General features: G+C 38.3%; 13 protein-coding genes. 10 read left to right on the plus strand and 3 right to left on the minus strand.

Annotated features, from left to right (window positions below; translation table 11 throughout):
- Window positions 1-26 precede the first annotated feature (26 nt).
- The 6 genes from PSE83_RS09025 to PSE83_RS09050 all read left to right on the plus strand — a co-directional run bounded on the left by PSE83_RS09025 (window position 27) and on the right by PSE83_RS09050 (window position 7,085).
- Complete coding sequence (locus PSE83_RS09025; protein WP_004262186.1) at window positions 27-1,247, plus strand: PfkB family carbohydrate kinase; 1,221 nt, start codon at window positions 27-29, stop codon at window positions 1,245-1,247.
- A gap of 26 nt (window positions 1,248-1,273) precedes the next feature.
- Window positions 1,274-2,011 carry a glutamine amidotransferase gene (locus PSE83_RS09030; RefSeq protein ID WP_004262184.1) on the plus strand — a complete coding sequence of 246 codons (738 nt, stop codon included), beginning with the start codon at window positions 1,274-1,276 and terminating at the stop codon, window positions 2,009-2,011.
- A gap of 118 nt (window positions 2,012-2,129) precedes the next feature.
- Window positions 2,130-3,095, plus strand: a complete 966-nt coding sequence (locus tag PSE83_RS09035; RefSeq protein WP_004262178.1) for a DMT family transporter — start codon at window positions 2,130-2,132, stop codon at window positions 3,093-3,095.
- Between the two features lie 2 nt (window positions 3,096-3,097).
- The gene (locus PSE83_RS09040) at window positions 3,098-4,129 is read left to right on the plus strand and encodes a phosphotriesterase family protein (protein ID WP_004262175.1); all 1,032 of its coding nucleotides are present in this window, start codon (window positions 3,098-3,100) and stop codon (window positions 4,127-4,129) included.
- A 293-nt stretch (window positions 4,130-4,422) separates the two neighbouring features.
- On the plus strand, window positions 4,423-4,869 hold the full coding sequence (locus tag PSE83_RS09045) for a DUF2946 domain-containing protein (protein WP_036958478.1): 447 nt from the start codon (window positions 4,423-4,425) through the stop codon (window positions 4,867-4,869).
- 182 nt (window positions 4,870-5,051) lie between these two features.
- Window positions 5,052-7,085 (plus strand): TonB-dependent copper receptor, encoded by a 2,034-nt coding sequence (locus tag PSE83_RS09050; protein WP_164564898.1) that lies wholly within the window; start codon window positions 5,052-5,054, stop codon window positions 7,083-7,085.
- A 49-nt stretch (window positions 7,086-7,134) separates the two neighbouring features.
- Here the strand turns inward: PSE83_RS09050 and PSE83_RS09055 are convergent, their stop codons facing one another.
- Window positions 7,135-8,019, minus strand: a complete 885-nt coding sequence (locus PSE83_RS09055; protein ID WP_272660823.1) for a helix-turn-helix domain-containing protein — start codon at window positions 8,017-8,019, stop codon at window positions 7,135-7,137.
- A gap of 898 nt (window positions 8,020-8,917) precedes the next feature.
- Between PSE83_RS09055 and PSE83_RS09060 the strand changes: the two genes are divergently transcribed.
- The gene (locus PSE83_RS09060) at window positions 8,918-9,172 is read left to right on the plus strand and encodes a helix-turn-helix domain-containing protein (RefSeq protein WP_004262164.1); all 255 of its coding nucleotides are present in this window, start codon (window positions 8,918-8,920) and stop codon (window positions 9,170-9,172) included.
- A 110-nt stretch (window positions 9,173-9,282) separates the two neighbouring features.
- Here the strand turns inward: PSE83_RS09060 and PSE83_RS09065 are convergent, their stop codons facing one another.
- Window positions 9,283-10,278 carry a hypothetical protein gene (locus tag PSE83_RS09065; protein ID WP_036958477.1) on the minus strand — a complete coding sequence of 332 codons (996 nt, stop codon included), beginning with the start codon at window positions 10,276-10,278 and terminating at the stop codon, window positions 9,283-9,285.
- A 234-nt stretch (window positions 10,279-10,512) separates the two neighbouring features.
- Window positions 10,513-11,349: a MurR/RpiR family transcriptional regulator gene (locus PSE83_RS09070; RefSeq protein ID WP_036958475.1), complete on the minus strand. Its 837-nt coding sequence runs from the start codon at window positions 11,347-11,349 to the stop codon at window positions 10,513-10,515.
- Window positions 11,350-11,742: 393 nt separating this feature from the next.
- Here PSE83_RS09070 and PSE83_RS09075 point away from each other — a divergent pair, with 393 nt between their 5' ends.
- The 3 genes from PSE83_RS09075 (at window position 11,743) to iolG (ending at window position 16,774) form a co-directional block, all read left to right on the plus strand.
- Window positions 11,743-13,254, plus strand: a complete 1,512-nt coding sequence (locus PSE83_RS09075) for a CoA-acylating methylmalonate-semialdehyde dehydrogenase (protein ID WP_004262148.1) — start codon at window positions 11,743-11,745, stop codon at window positions 13,252-13,254.
- Window positions 13,255-13,266: 12 nt separating this feature from the next.
- Window positions 13,267-15,204 (plus strand): 3D-(3,5/4)-trihydroxycyclohexane-1,2-dione acylhydrolase (decyclizing), encoded by a 1,938-nt coding sequence (gene iolD / locus PSE83_RS09080; protein ID WP_164564905.1) that lies wholly within the window; start codon window positions 13,267-13,269, stop codon window positions 15,202-15,204.
- A 583-nt stretch (window positions 15,205-15,787) separates the two neighbouring features.
- Window positions 15,788-16,774 (plus strand): inositol 2-dehydrogenase, encoded by a 987-nt coding sequence (gene iolG, locus PSE83_RS09085; protein WP_004262138.1) that lies wholly within the window; start codon window positions 15,788-15,790, stop codon window positions 16,772-16,774.
- Window positions 16,775-17,060: the final 286 nt, after the last annotated feature.

Here is a 17,060-nt window from a genome sequence, read left to right on the forward strand (position 1 = left end):
GAGTAAATGCCATGAGGTAAAATGGCATGAAAGCAGAACGACATAAGAAAATAATTAATATTTTAAAAAATACTGGATCAGCCAAAGTTTCTGTTTTATCGAAAGAACTTAATGTCACTAAAGAAACCATTAGAGCAGATTTAAATTATTTAGCAAAAAAAGGAATTATTAGCCGTTGCCATGGTGGAGCATACATCGAATTTGAAACACTAGATAAAGTTGCTAAAAAAGAAATAATTCAATTTCTTGAGTGCAATGAAAGTTTTAATGAAAGAACAGATAAGGATGATGCCGTGTTAGGTAAAGTATGTGTATTAGGTTCATTTAACGTAGATATGATTAGTTACTTACCTCGGTTACCAGAGGCAGGCGAATCATTATTATCAAATAAATTTATTTTTTCTCCTGGTGGCAAAGGATGTAACCAAGCATTAGCAGCAAGTTATTCAGATTCACCAGTCCACTTTATTACAAAAATAGGAACAGATCAATTTAGTGAATATGCAATAAACTTTATATCATCATCTAAAATTAAAACGTCAACAATATACCAAACTGAAAAATATCAAACAGGTACTGCGTCTATATTTGTCTCTGAAAATAGTGGTGAAAACATTATTTCAATATATCCAGGTTCTAATATGGATATTACTGCTGACGAAGTGAAGATTCAAAAAGATAAAATTGTTAACTCAAATATTATTCTTCTTCAGTTGGAAACTAATATTGAAGCGTTAAAGGAAATTATTGATATTGGTAATGAATATAATATTCCAATTATTTTGAATCCAGCACCTTATAATGACATAGTTAATGAGTTAATTGAAAAGATTGATATTTTAACCCCTAACGAAACTGAAGCAAGTTTGCTTTCTAACATTAATGTTATCGATTTAGAAAGCGCTAAAAAAGCGGCTGGAGTTATCTATAACAAGGGGGTAAAAAAGGTGGTCATTACACTTGGAAGTAAAGGCTCTATTGCATTTGATGGTAATAAGTTTATTTATTCTCCGGCTTATACAGCTGTTGTTAAGAATACGGCGGGTGCAGGTGATGCATTCAATGGGGCTCTTGCTGCATCTTTGGCTAAAGGCAAACAATTTTCTTATGCCTTACGCTATGCATCGGCATTTTCATCCCTTGCTGTTGAAACAAGTAATGCTTCAGAAATGCCAGAAGATATTAATGTTATGCATCGTATTAATCAAACAACCTATTCTCAGGTTGTAACTCAATCCCCTGAATAAATTAATATTCTGAAAAGAGGAAAAAAATGAAAATTTTATTTATTGGTGAATCATGGCATATCCATATGATCCACACTAAAGGTTATGACAGTTTTACTTCAAGTAAATATGAAGAAGGCGCAACGTTCTTATTAGAATGTTTAAGAAATAAAGGCGTTGAAATTGATTACATGCCTGCACATACCGTGCAAATGGCGTTCCCTAAAACTGTAGAAGAGTTAGAGAAGTATGATGTTGTAGTCATTAGTGATATTGGTGCCAATACTTTCTTATTACAAAATGACACTTTCTATAATATGAAAGTATTACCTAACGCACTTGGGTTAATTAAACAATATGTTAGCCAAGGTGGTGGTCTATTAATGATTGGCGGTTACTTGTCATTTATGGGAATTGAAGCGAAAGCTAATTATAAAAATACATTATTAGCCGATGTATTACCGGTTGAAATGTTAGATGGTGACGACCGTGTTGAAACCCCTGAGGGAGTTTTTGCAACACCGGTCAATATAGGCCATGAATCAATTAAAAACCTTGGTAATTGGCCAATGTTTTTAGGCTATAACAAAGTTGTTGCCAAAGAAAATACACAAGTTGTTTTAAATATTGGTGAAGACCCATTGCTGGTATTTGGTGAATATGACAAAGGAAAAACAGGCTGTTTTATGAGTGACTGCTCGCCACACTGGGGAAGCCGTGAGTTTATGGCTTGGGAACATTATTCAGATATGTGGATAAATATTCTTAAGCAAATCGCTCGTTAATTAATTCTTTAAAAGTAAAAAATTAAAATAAAGAAAATAGGTGCTGAGTTAATTCAGCACCTTGTAAGCCGATTACAAAAATAATGACTCATAGTCAAAAATCCAAAAGGAATATTTTATGAGTGCTAAAAGTTATTCTACCCCTTTTTTAATGATAGCGACGGTATTAGCCGGTATGTTATCGCCAATGCAATCTGCAGTGAATGGGCAACTGGGTGATGTATTAAAAGATGGAAATGCGAGTGCCGTTATTTCATTTGCCAGTGGTTTGGTGGTGATGTTTTTTATCATTATTGCGAAGAAACAAACTAGGCAACAATTTGCAGCAATTCCTAGCTTAATTAAAAATAAAAAAATCCCATTATGGAACTGGTTTGCTGGCCTGTGCGGTGCGATGGTGGTGTTTTCTGAAGGTGCATCTGCGAGTGCATTAGGTATTGCAACCTTCCAAACTGCATTGATTTCTGCGTTGCTATTATCAGGCTTGCTGTGCGACCGCTTTGGTATTGGTATCGATGAGAAAAAACCGTTCACTATCTTCCGTGTATTAGGTGCTATTTTTGCGGTTGTCGCGACTTTGTTTGTAGTTTCACCACAATGGCATTCAAGTTCTGCCATTTATTTAGCTATTTTGCCTTTCTTAGCGGGTTTGTTAGCAGGGTGGCAACCTGCAGGTAACTCAAAAGTTGCAGAAGCAACAGGTTCAATGATGGTTTCTATTACGTGGAACTTTATTGTTGGTTTTACCGTATTGACGATAGCTCTCGTGATCCGTATGGCATTAGGTCATCTCACTTTAGACTTACCAGGTGTTTGGTGGATGTATCTAGGTGGCCCGTTAGGTTTGATGTCAATCGCGTTAATGGCAATTTTAGTCCGCGGTTTAGGCCTGTTAATGCTCGGTGTTGCTTCAACAGCAGGGCAGTTACTAGGTTCAGTACTCATTGACCTATTGTTACCTTCTTTGGGCAATACCGTGTACTTAGTGACTATTATCGGAACAGTATTTGCATTAGTCGGCGCAATAATTACGACCATTCCTGAGTTTAGAGAAGCCAAAGCGACAAAAGCCGCAGGAGTATAAAAATGAAAGGTTATATCCAAACGGTGACAGGACCTGTTAAAAAAGAAGATATGGGACTGACATTACCACATGAACATCTGTTTAATGATTTATCAACAGTTGTCGATGAGCCATTTTATGACTTCTCACATGTGTTGGTTGATAAAAAAGTCAGTGCAGATATTCAATGGGGGCTGAAGCACGACCCATATTGCTGCTGTGACAATATGGATAAAAAGCCAATTGAAGATGTGATTTATGAAGTCAATAATTTTAAGGAACTCGGTGGCAAAACATTGGTAGATGCCACAGGTTCCAAAGCTATTGGCCGTGATGTACATCAACTGCGCGAAGTTGCCATTAAAACTGGTATTAATGTGGTTGCTTCTTCTGGTTTGTATATTGAAAAGTTTGAAGGTGACCGCTTAGTTAATGATATCGATGCTATGGCTAAAATGATTGATGATGAGCTCAATGTAGGGATTGATGGAACGGATATTTGCGCAGGAATGATTGGTGAAATCGGGGTGTCGCCTTTTTTCACGGATGGTGAAAAGAATAGTCTAAGAGCGGCATCAGTAGCACAATTGGCGAATAACCATGTTTCAATGAATATTCATATGCCAGGCTGGCAACGTCGGGGAGATGAAGTTCTCGATATTTTAATCAAAGAGATGGGTGTTAATCCTGCTAAAATTTCATTGGCGCACTCAGACCCGTCAGGTAAAGACTTTGACTATCAACGCCGCATACTTGATAGAGGCGTTTGGCTTGAGTTTGACATGATTGGGCTAGATATTTCATTTCCAAAAGAAGGTGTTGCACCTACGGTGACAGAAACCGCGGATGCGGTCTGTAAACTGATTGAAATGGGTTATGGGCATCAAATTGTGTTAAGCCATGATGTTTTTCTCAAACAAATGTGGGCAAAAAATGGCGGTAATGGTTGGGGGTTTGTACCCAATGTTTTTCTTTCGTTATTGGCCAAAAAAGGGGTGGATAAATCGATGATTAACCGCCTTTGTATTGATAACCCTGCAAACTTATTAGCATAGAATACCCTTTGTTATTTTTAGAATTTTTTGGATAGAAAATTAGTAGCAATCACTTGTGGTTGCTACTTTTTTATGGCGCCTTTAAAACAGTTTGGTGACTTAGAGAAAAGTATCTAATACTATAAATCAGTCAATTGATTGATTTTTCAATGGGTTTGTATTGATGATAGATAATCAATTTTATCAATAAAGTTCATCTTAAATTAACATTTTCGGTAAATACCAATAACAATAGGTATCTAAATAAGATACAATTCTGCACTATAAATTCGTACTCAGATGACGGAAAAACGTTGCACCTGCGCACTTCAATCAGACAATTTGCTGCCTACCTTGCATTATTGGCTGTGGCTATGCTGTTTATTGCTCCATTGTTCTCTAAATCGATGAGGCTGATGGAACACTGCGTGAGCCCTAGCTCTAATAGTGCAGTTGAGCATTTATCAATGGCAGACCAATCGATGCATTCGCATCATAGTATGCCAATGCCTGAAAATTGTGACGTTTCTACACCAATGAATCATATGTTAATGACGGGGATGGGGCAGTCTCCGATGGAAGACATTGCATGTGGTTACTGTCAGTTATTGGTCCACTTTCCATTTCTTATCTTATTTATTGCTGCGGTTATTCGACAACTCGCCACGCTGACTCTATTTGTTCCTTTTGAGCGCTACGTTCACATTTGGTTATTTAGACCATGGTCATTACATCTCGCTAGAGCCCCGCCTATTTACTGATGTCTTAGCATGATAAATCTTACAAATTAATTTAATTGCTATTTTTGCCTTTATTGTGCAAAGCGTTTTCGTTCATCTTGAATTTCTTTGATTTTTAAGAGGTTCACCCACGGGTGCTGAAAATGCATTTGCAAGCTAAGAGGCGAAAGCAGCGTACCTATATTCTAAGAAACAGGTAAAAAATGAACAAATACGTTTTTAAAGTGGCTCCTATTGCAACGCTGGTTATTAGTGCGATTTTTACAGCACCTACAGTCGCTAAAACTGAAATTAACCAAAGCCCAATCTCAAATAGCTCAGTGATGATTGTTACTGCGCCAGTCGATTCACCATTGACTATTACGACATCCCCTAAAACACCAAGGCAGCCCGTCCCTGCGAGTGATGGTTCTGATTACCTTAAAACGATCCCAGGCTTTTCACAGATACGTAACGGTGGAACTAACGGAGATCCGGTTTTTCGTGGCATGTTTGGGTCTCGTTTGCGTATTTTAACCAATGATAGTGAAATGTTGGGTGCATGCCCTTCTCGTATGGATGCACCGACTTCTTATATTTCACCGGAAAACTTTGATGTATTAAATATGATTAAAGGGCCACAAACTGTTTTATGGGGGCCTGGGAATTCAGCAGGAACAATCCGGTTTGAGCGCGAAAAACCGCTATTTACTGAAGCAGGTATTAAAGGCAACGCAAGTGCCTTAACGGCATCTAATGAGCGCTGGGATGGTAATGCTGATATTAGCTTAGGTAATGAAACGGGTTATGTTCGTGTTATTGGTAATAAATCACGTTCAAATGATTATAAAGATGGCAATGGTGATAAGGTTCCCTCTAAATGGGATAAGTGGAACGCTGATATTGCTATCGGCTGGACGCCAGATGAATATACATTATTAGAATTAACCGCTGGTAAAGGCGACGGCGAAGCTCGTTATGCAGGGAGGGGAATGGATGGCTCTCAGTTTAAACGTGAAAGCTTAGGCTTACGCTTTGAAAAGAGTAATATCGGTGATGTTTTAGATAAAGTTGAAGCAAATGTTTACTACAATTACGCCGATCATATTATGGATAATTACTCGCTTCGTACTCCATTAGGCGGTGGAATGGGGGGCGGGCATATGGGGCATAGAGGCCACGGTATGATGAATATGCCAATGAAAATGCGAGTTGACCGTGAAACCATGGGCGGCCGTACCATGGGAACATGGTTATGGAAAGACTATGAACTGCGTGCAGGAGCTGACATGCAGACCAATGAACATCGTAAAAACAATAATAATAGCTGGAAAAAAGATGCACAATTCCAAGATTATGGTGTTTTTAGTGAGCTAACTTGGCATGCGACTGAGCAAGGTAAAGTTGTTAGCGGGGCTCGTTTAGATCGTGTGATAGTTGAAAATAGTACAGGCGTAGGCTCTTCAGGGCGTAATACGGTGATGCCAGCGGGCTTTGCGCGTTATGAGCATTCTTTATCTGGTACACCTGTTATGGTATATGCTGGTGTCGGCTATACAGAACGTTTTCCTGATTATTGGGAGTTGTTTTCGCCTAAACTCGGACCAGATGGTAGCAATAATGTGTTTGATAAGCTAAAAACAGAAAAAACGACTCAGTTAGATATTGGTGCTAAATATAGCCATGAAGACACCAATGCATGGGTTTCTGCGTATGTGGGACGTGTTGATGATTTTATTCTCTTCCGTTATAGCGCGACAAACCCGCGAATGAGCCAAGTTGAAAATGTTGACGCATTAATTATGGGCGGAGAGCTCGGTATAGCACAGAAACTCAGTGATGAATGGAAAGCCGATGCAAGTCTTGCTTACTCTTGGGGAGAAAATCGTACAGATGGCAAAGCGTTACCGCAAATGCCACCATTGGAAAGCCGATTTGGCTTATCGTGGGAAAAAGGTGATTGGACTACGACAGGTTTAGTACGCGTTGTTAGCCGTCAAAATCGTGTTGCGATTAATGATGGTAATGTGGTGGGGAAAGATTTTAGCAAGAGTGCAGGTTTCACAATATTTTCATTAAATACAGCGTATAAAATTAATGAAAATATGAAATTAAGCGCAGGCGTTGATAACCTTTTTGATAAAACCTATAGCGAGCACCTTAATTTAGCTGGAAATAGCGGTTTTGGTTATTCATCCAATGTACCAGTGAATGAACCAGGGAGAAATTTCTGGGCAAAAATTAATGTGAGTTTTTAATTGTTAGGCTAGCATCCCATACAGTATTCGTATGGGGTGCTGCTAGTCGTTAAATAATAACAGGAATATAGTAATTTAGCTCTTGGATGAAATTGCGTGAATCATTAATGAATGCTTCATAAGTGGGTTTGGATTTTAGGACATATTGCTCTATATCAGGCCCTTTACCACGGACGATATCCATTTCAGCAAGTACCTTCCCATAAGCAGTATAAATAATATCATTGTAATCTATACCATGAAGGCTACTGGTGATCTTGATTTCTAAATAATTTCCTGTGGGTAACTGTAAGTTGGTTGTTTGCGGAAGTGCAATATCAACATCTTGTTCATCTAGAGCCGTGGTATATAGGAAATGGCCTTCTGCATTAGTACTTTGATCAACACCGTGAATGGCGTATAAATGCTGTGTGACATAATGGTTTTTATTGAAGAAATCCATCCAATAGTGTCGGCGTAGCTCATCCGTTTTTAGGTTCCACTCATTAATATCTTTAGTGTAACGATGTTTAGTTCCGAGTAAATTGATGGCTGGCAATTGAGTCAATTTAACTTGAACACTGAGCTCTTTATTCTCTCGTAGAGGTAAGCAAAACCCTTCAATTTTCCAACCCTGTCGTTTTCTGTATTCAGAAGGGGTCAGATTAAATTGTTTTTTAAACGCACGGCAAAAAGTTTGTTGTGAGTCAAAACGGTACCTCAGAGAAATATCCATTATGCTGTCATTTGTTAGCCGTAGTGCGACAGCAGAACAAGAAAGGCGCCTTGCTCGGATATAGGAACCAAGTGCGAGCCCTGTTTGGTTCTTAAACAGGCGCTGAAAGTGCCATTTGGTGTATCCTGATTTATCGGCAACAGTATCTAGGGATAGGCGAGATTCTAAATTTTGTTCTATCCAGAGAATGATTTCCCTGATAACACTTTCTTGTAGCATGATTATCCTTTCAGGTCTCTTTTACTTACCAACAAAATAACAAGCCATATAATATAGCAAGGTTATGAATTGTAAGTACTCATAGGTGCTCGTAATAGGATACCATGCTAACTGACAATTTTATTAAAAAGATGTGAAGTTAAGTAAGTATTGGGCGGTGGAAACGTAGCTAGATTGCTTGAGTACACCTATCTAGCGTTTACATAATTTGTCTAATTTTTACGTATTGTGGTATAGACTGAAGGTAATGAACATGGCATAAATGCAGTGGAGTGAATTTTTTTACCGAAAATAGCTAGGTGTGATAATTAATTTTAGATATTCAGAATAAGAGCAGGTTAATGTAAGGCGCTAATATGAAAAGGTGATTTAGCTTTATAGATTAATATGAAAATTTTTATATTTAATACCTAAATTTAATGTTGTTATTCGACTAATAAATAAAAAAAATCGCCTTTTTTTATGATTGAAAAAAAATTTCTTTATTATAATTATGTTTTGGAAACTTATTGATACGCATGAATACAAATTGTCACGAATTTCTTAAGGTTATAACATTAAATCAGTCAAGATAATTTTATTAAATTGAAAATGTAAGCTAGAATTTTGGTTAAATTGAAAATGTGATTTTGAAGTCGTTGGCTTATTACCGTGTAGTTTTCTATACCTATTAGGTTATAAAAATAACGTGATCAGAATCACAGTTAAAAAGAAAGCGATATGGCCTTACATATCAGTATCTTATATGGTTTTTACTTTTTTAATTCATTAATGGATTGTCTTTAAATGACTTATTTAGTTAGAGTTTTATTATTATAAGTCAATTTATAAATTTATGGTTGGTGATAGTTTACGCACCGGTTAATAATATTCATTTTAATATTTAATAGAGGTTATTATGGGGAAGGAAAACATTGCTAAAATGCTAGGGATAAAAATCCGAAAACAACGAGAAAACCATAAGATATCGATAGAACGGATGGCGAGTTTAATTGGTGTAACAGAAGAAGAAATGAGTCGATTTGAGACAGGAGAAAGCTGTATTGATGTCGATTCACTATTTCAATTTGCTTATCTTTTCAATGTTGATCCCGCTTCTTTTTTATATGGCGTTGTCAATGTGAATAGTGGCACATGTAGTTCAATACACTGATTATAAGTAATTTTAGAATGTAACATTAAGCGGTATAGTATTGTTATACCATTCGTGATTATAATAATATTAACTGTTACTATCAGAATTATCTTTATATTTTGTAATAATCAAATATATCCATAAGTATTTAGCTGTTTTATTACTATATCTGTTAGTTTATTGGCGCGACTCCATTGATTAATTTTGGCTAGTTTTGTGTTGCTACCGAGTCTTAAAACAAATTGGTCGAGTTGCTCTACAATAAAATTATTTTGATTAATCTCTTGATATGTTTCATTAAAAGAGAGTTTTTCCTTTATCTCATATCGGTTATTACATTGTTTTAATGACAGTTTGTCTAAAATCTTCCCCGTATTGAAAAAGATTTCAAATGAAATCAATAAACCGTTTTCTTGGCGTAAATTAATCATCAATACATCGCCATCGATTCTTTTAGTAAAGGGATGTGAGTATTGAATAGCGGGGGATGAAAGGACAAAATCAGGCATCAAGGATAACAATAATTCTATGTTTTTTGTGATGGTGTTTCGTAGTATATTGAATGGTAATTGATTTTCAGTTTCTATTATTCGGTGCGCTGTGATACGCAATAACCCTGTTTCGGTACCACGTTTAGACATTAAAGACGCTTTTATTTGATTGAACTGGTTATCAAAGCTAAGAGGTTGGTTATAATCAATCAATACATCATGGCGCATTGCTTGCTTTAATATCTCCTTCAATTCGTTTTCACTAAAGTTGGGGATATCATTCAATAGGATATCTTTTCCGGCAGATACCGCAGTCTGAATTGCAAATCTTAGTAACTCATCACTGCAAGTGGATGTCATTATAATGCAGTCAACGTCATCATTATTGATCAACTCTTCTATCTTTTTCTTTTGACACATAAAGTAAGTCATAGAAGGTAGAGATGGAGACAAATGGCAAATTGACTTTAGCTCACTATGATGAGCGCAGCATTTTATCGCATTTATATAAAGTTGGTTATAAGGTGCAGTGCCGATTAAACCAATACCAGAGCGATTAAGTGACGTGACAGAATGCTGCTCTTCAAGTAAACGAAGGTGGCCGAGTAAATAAAGAAAGTGTGTATTTAACATGCTTAGCCCTTATTCTTGGTTTTATCTAACACGAGATATAATCCCAACATAGCAGGGTGAAATAATAATTTCATTTCATTGTCTTTTTAGAATTTGTATTTTCTGATGAGACTCACAAATTAAAGAAAAAAATGAAACTTAATTAGTTTTTAATAATGACGTCTACGTTAATTAGAGAAAGGACTGGAAGAGGCTCTGAATTAATGGAGGTGTTTAATTACAGAGCCATATATCTTAGACTAAGCTGCTGCCCTGACGGTAGGCTAATGCAACGGTCAGTGATTGTGCTAAACATAAGGTGGCTGATTGCGAACGAAATGCATCTACTTGGGCTTCTTTGATAACAAAACAAACATCGCTAAAACTTGCCAAAGGGCTAATTTGGCTGTCAGTAATAACGATTTGCTGCGCACCTGCTTGGGCCGCCTTCTCACTTACCATGACAGTTTCCGAAGCGTAAGGCGTGAAACTGATTGAAATAACGACGTCATTTTCACTGATCCTGCTGATCTGTTCCTTGAACATTCCGCCAAGCCCATCAATAAGTACTGGGCGACATTCCAAATGGCTAAGAGCGTAACTTAAATACGTTGCAACGCTGAATGAGCGACGCAAACCGATAATATAGATATTTTGTGCATTTGCTAATAACGATACGGCTTTTTCGATATCTTCAGCAGGGGTTCTGGCTGCCATTTGTTGTAAAGCTTGGGCGTTAGAATGAGCGAACTCCTTCAAAATTTGGGAAGGGTCATCTCCCAGTTCTTGGGAGCCGTCCATTTCACGAAACATGCGGGCTCTATCTGTGTAGCTGGCCGTTTCTTCAACGAGGTTCATACGAAACAATTGTTTCATTTCATTAAACCCACTGAAATTAAACGCATTTGCAAAGCGGATTAGAGTCGAAGGCGGAACCTTAGCCTCTTTCGCAATGACGGCAACTGTATCAAATGCGACACTATTCGTATTATCTAACACATAGCGTGCTACTTGCTGTAGCCGTTTACTTAATTCGTCATACCTTGAGCGAACTTGCTCTTGAAACTCATTTAAATTTGATGCACTTGACATATAACCTCCAGAATTTGGCTCTAATTGTAGTTGTTTTACGGCGTTAGTCGAATCTTTTTGAAACACTTAGTTCATATTTAAAAATTTTCTTTTTTTAGGATCTTAAAATAATTTGAATTTGGGATAATAAATTGAACAGCTTACATCAATTTGTTCTCTTATTTTCTTGATGGAAAGAAAGCCATGTTTAGCCCAATACAAAGGAAAAATAGCCAATAAATAAGTGATGGACATAAGTTTAAAATAGGTGTTTTTTAGCCGCGATTAAAAATTTCATAAAAACTTTGTCTAGATCACATAAATTGAATGTTATTTCAAATTTAGTTGTAAATGAAACAAATATTTCATATACATTGAGTAACAAGGTAACTCTGTCAGCTAAAGAGAGGCAACATGGAACAGATTCATAATTTCATTGGTGGTGAGATAGTATCCAGCAAAAGTGGGCGTTTTGCACCGGTATTCAACCCAGCAACGGGTGAGCAAATTGCTCAGGTTGTACTTAGCAGTGCCGATGAAACAAAAAAAGCAATTGAGATTGCGAATAAAGCATTCCCTAAATGGTCAAAACTTTCCCCTTTGAAACGTTCCCGGATCTTATTCAAATTTAAAGCATTGCTGGAAGAGAATATGGATGAACTGGCTCGTTTAATTTCAAGAGAACATGGTAAAGTTTTTTCTGATGCGGTAGGTGAATTAACTCGTGGTTTGGAAGTCGTTGAATTTGCATGTGGTATCCCTCACTTACAAAAAGGTGAGCACTCAGCCAATGTTGCTACCGGTGTTGATAGCCACTCATTAATGCAACCTCTGGGGGTATGTGCGGGAATTACACCATTTAATTTCCCAGCAATGGTACCGATGTGGATGTTCCCAGTGGCTATTGCAACAGGCAATACCTTTGTTTTAAAACCATCAGAAAAAGACCCTTCTTTAGCATTAGGATTAGCTAAATTATTAAAAGAAGCAGGTTTACCTGATGGCGTATTTAACGTTGTTCAAGGGGACAAAGAATCTGTCGATGTGCTCTTAACTGCGCCAGAAGTCCAAGCCGTTAGTTTTGTTGGCTCAACACCTATTGCTGAATATATTTACACGACGGCATCTGCTCATGGCAAACGCTGTCAAGCACTCGGTGGTGCGAAAAACCATTGTATTTTAATGCCGGATGCGGACATGGGGCAGGCGGCTAATGCCATTATGGGCGCGGCATTTGGTGCAGCGGGCGAACGTTGTATGGCATTATCTGTAGTCTTAGCCGTCGGTGATGAAACAGCAGATGCGCTCATTGCTAACCTGAAAGGTCAAATTGCTAAAATGTCCGTCGGGCCAGGTATTACGCAAGGCAAAGAAAATGATATGGGTCCCGTCATTTCAGCACAGCACAAAGCTAAAATCTGTGACTATATTACTAGCGGTGAAAAACAAGGTGCGACGTTATTAGTTGATGGCCGTGATTTTAAAGTGAAAGGCTTCGAAAATGGTTATTTTGTAGGACCAACATTATTTGATAATGTCACTCCTGAGATGGACATTTATAAAGAAGAAATTTTTGGACCTGTCTTAGCCGTAGTGCGTGTTCCAGACTTCGAAACGGGTTTGAAACTAATTAACCAACATGAATATGGAAATGGAACGGCTATTTTCACCCGTGATGGTGAAACGGCTCGTGAATTCCAAGAAAATGTCCAAGCTGGAATGGTTGGGATCAACATACCGATTCCAGTACCGATGGCATTCCACAGTTTTGGTGGTTGGAAACGTTCTATTTTTGGTCCATTAAATGTACATGGAAATGATGGTGTTCGCTTCTATACTCGCATGAAAACAGTCACTAGTCGCTGGCCTGCAAGTGTTCGCTTAGAACACCATGAAAGTAGTTTCACAATGCCAACCATGGAATAAACGGAGACCCGTATGAATAAGCAGAAAATGACGACCGCTCAGGCGTTGGTTAAATTTCTAAACCAACAATATGTTGATGTCGATGGTGAGCAGTATCCGTTTATTCAGGGAGTATTTACGATTTTTGGCCATGGTAACGTTGTGGGTTTAGGTCAGGCGCTCGAAGAGGCGCCTGGGCATCTACGTGTTTATCAAGGTTGCAACGAGCAAGGCATGGCACATATTGCGACAGGCTTTGCCAAACAAAAAAAACGTAAACAAATTTTTGCGGTTACGTCCTCTGTTGGCCCAGGTGCTGCGAATATGATCACAGCTGCCGCAACAGCTACGGCGAATCGCATCCCACTGTTATTACTACCTGGCGATACTTTTGCAACACGTCAGCCCGACCCAGTATTGCAGCAAGTCGAACAATACGGTGATGGGACTATCAGTACTAATGATTGTTTTCGCCCAGTTTCACGTTATTGGGATAGGGTTTCACGGCCTGAACAGCTAATGGCAGCCATGGTTAATGCCATGCGGGTGTTAACGGATCCTGCGGATACTGGCGCGGTAACCATTTGCCTACCTCAAGATGTTCAAGGCGAGGCGTGGGATTACCCCGATTATTTTTTCCAAAAACGAATCCATCGTATTGAACGTAGACCACCGACAACGGTGAGTATCGAAGAAGCCGTTCATCTGATCCGCAGTAAGAAAAAACCATTGCTCATCTGTGGCGGTGGCGTACGTTATTCCGAAGCTCACGAGGCATTTTTACAGTTTGCTGAAGATTACCAGATTCCATTTGGTGAAACTCAAGCGGGTAAAAGTGCCGTCGTTGCCAGTCATCCCTTGAATATGGGTGGAATTGGCACTACAGGTGGGTTAGCCGCAAACTTGTTAGCTAAAGAGGCTGATTTAGTTATTGGTGTTGGCACCCGCTTTACGGATTTTACCACCGCATCTAAATCTTTATTTAGTCATCCAAATGTAACCTTCTTAAATATCAATGTTGCGGAATTCGATGCAAGTAAGTTAGATGCTTTGAAAGTGGTTGCAGATGCCAAAGAAGCACTTCAAGCACTGGATATAAAGCTGAAAGATTCTCACTATGAAGCTCAGTGGGGGGATGAAATTCAGCAGTCTAAACAACAGTGGAAAAATGAGCTGGAGCGCTTGTTTAGTATACAGTATCGACCATTAGATTTTGTCCCTGAAATTGCAGGCCATCTTGATGATAAGCTTGAAGAATACCGTAAAACGCTAGGTACAGAACTGGCACAAACACGGGTGCTAGGCTTGATGCAGCAATACATGGAAGACGATGCCATTATTGTGGGGGCAGCAGGTTCATTACCGGGAGATTTACAACGTATTTGGCTACCAAAACAGCGAGATACCTATCATCTTGAATATGGTTATTCATGCATGGGGTATGAAATTGCCGCCGCTGTTGGTGCTAAAATCGCTGCGCCGAAGCAACCTGTTTATGCGATGGTCGGAGATGGTTCTTATTTGATGTTACACAGCGAATTACAAACCGCGATTCAGGAGAATATTAAGGTCACCATCTTACTGTTTGATAATGCAGGATTTGGTTGTATTAATAACCTGCAGATGAGCCAAGGAATGGGGAGTTTTGGTACAGAAAACCGCTACAGGAACCCACAAACGGGCTTGATGGATGGACCGTTAGTGAAGGTCGATTTTGCTAAAAACGCAGAAAGCTATGGCTGTAAAAGTTATCGGGTACATGATGAGGAACAATTGATTGCCGCACTGAAAGACGCGAAGTCCCATTCGGGCTGTGTATTGATTGATATTAAAGTACTTCCGAAAACAATGACCGATGGTTATGAAGCTTGGTGGCGCACAGGCACGGCACAAGTTTCTAAAAAGCCTCAAATAGTTGCTTCCGCTGAAAAAATTAAAGAGATGGTTGAACATAAAGTTCGTCTTTATTAATCAACATATTGCGCTAGTGCCTTATAGTGTCAAAATAACTCGACGGTGTTTTACCGTCGAGGAATGTTTTTCGTTTTCTTAATGAGTCAGATGTGTAACTAAGTAGGGTAGTTACTGGAAACTTAGCAGGGATTGCTTTGGTTTTTATTTGCATAGTGGTTATCACTTGCCGTTCTATATTCGTCATACTTCAAGTTAAATGGGGATAGCGTTACGCTCATCGCCAATACAACTCGAATCATTTTGGATTATATACCCAGCTTTGGCTGGGTTTTTTTTATGGTTTTTATAGTTTAAAAATTTATTTATTGAAATATATGTTTTATTGCGAGGTAGGGAAAGAACAAAAAAAGAAGTTATGGAAATTTAATATGCCGACAAACACAGACTTTATTGTTAAATGCTATTCGCTTGCATTGTCAATTTGTGATCTGAATAACACTAAAAATACACTTTAATATAACATTTGTTATCTAGAGCCCAAAAATATAATTTTCAAAAAATTATAAATTGAAATGAACGTTTTATTTGGTATATTCCGTAATATCCAAATAGTGGATTTAAGGTATCAAGGAGCATTTGAATGTTCAATATAGCACTATTCGGCGCAGGACGTATCGGACAGGTTCATGCTGTTAATATTGCCGGCCATAAAGAAACCAAACTTTACTCTGTCATCGACCCTTACCAACCCAATGCGGTTGCCTTGGCTGAAAAATACCAAGCCAAAGTTCAGACAACAGAAGAAGCAATGCAAGACCCTAATATACAGGGTGTTTTAATCGCTTCAGCCACAGATACTCACGCTGATCTAATCGAACTAGCAGCCAAACATAAAAAAGTGATTTTCTGTGAAAAACCTGTTCACCTCGACCTTGAGCGTGTGAAGCAGTGTTTAAAAAGCGTAAAAGAACATAACGTTCCACTGTTTATTGGTTTTAACCGTCGCTATGATCCTCAATTTCGCCACTTGAAAAATTTATTCCAACAAGGCGCTATTGGTAAAGCAGAATCTTTAATTATCACATCTCGTGACCCGTCACCACCACCTGCAGAATATGTTAAAGTCTCCGGTGGTATGTTCAGAGATATGACTATTCATGACTTTGATATGGCGCGCTTTATGATTGGCGAGGAGCCTTGCTCTGTCTACGCACAAGGCAGCAATGTTGTTGACCCTGCGATCGGCCAAGCAGGTGATATTGATACCGCGTTTATTATCTTAAAATTCCCATCAGGCGCAATGGCGACCATCTCTAACAGCCGTCGTTCAGGTTATGGCTATGACCAACGCATTGAATTACATGGTGAAAAAGGATTATTAACGGCTGGTAATATTAAAGAGAATAGTGTTGCGCTGTTAAGTGAAGTTGGGTGCTTATCGGCCAAGCCAGAGTATTTCTTCTTACAACGTTACCACGAAGCATACCAAGCAGAGTGGCAGCATTTTGTTGATATCTTAGCAGGCCGTGCGGAATCTGAAACGACAGGGACCGATGGTGAATTGGCTTTATATCTTGCAGACAAAGCACTGGAGTCACTCAAAACAGGTAAAGAAGTTAAATTGTAATTAATGCGGTAATACTATTTAACTTGATTATAGACTTGCGGTTAAAAATTAATTTTTGGCCGCAATAGTAAATATATTCATTTATTAATGAGTATATAAAATACTGATATTACATTTTATTTAATACTCTTTAGGCTTTCAATATTCCGAGATTAATTGAGGCTTTTTATAATCTTACTTTCTTTAATTTAACTGATGTATTCATCGTTTTAAATTTGCGAAATCTATTTTCAAAGAGTTTATCGATCAGGCCTAAAGCTAGCAAAGTAGCGATTCAAACCAGAGT

It is taken from the genome of Providencia sp. PROV150, from assembly GCF_028481025.1.
In the GTDB taxonomy this organism is placed as follows: Bacteria; Pseudomonadota; Gammaproteobacteria; order Enterobacterales; family Enterobacteriaceae; genus Providencia; species Providencia hangzhouensis.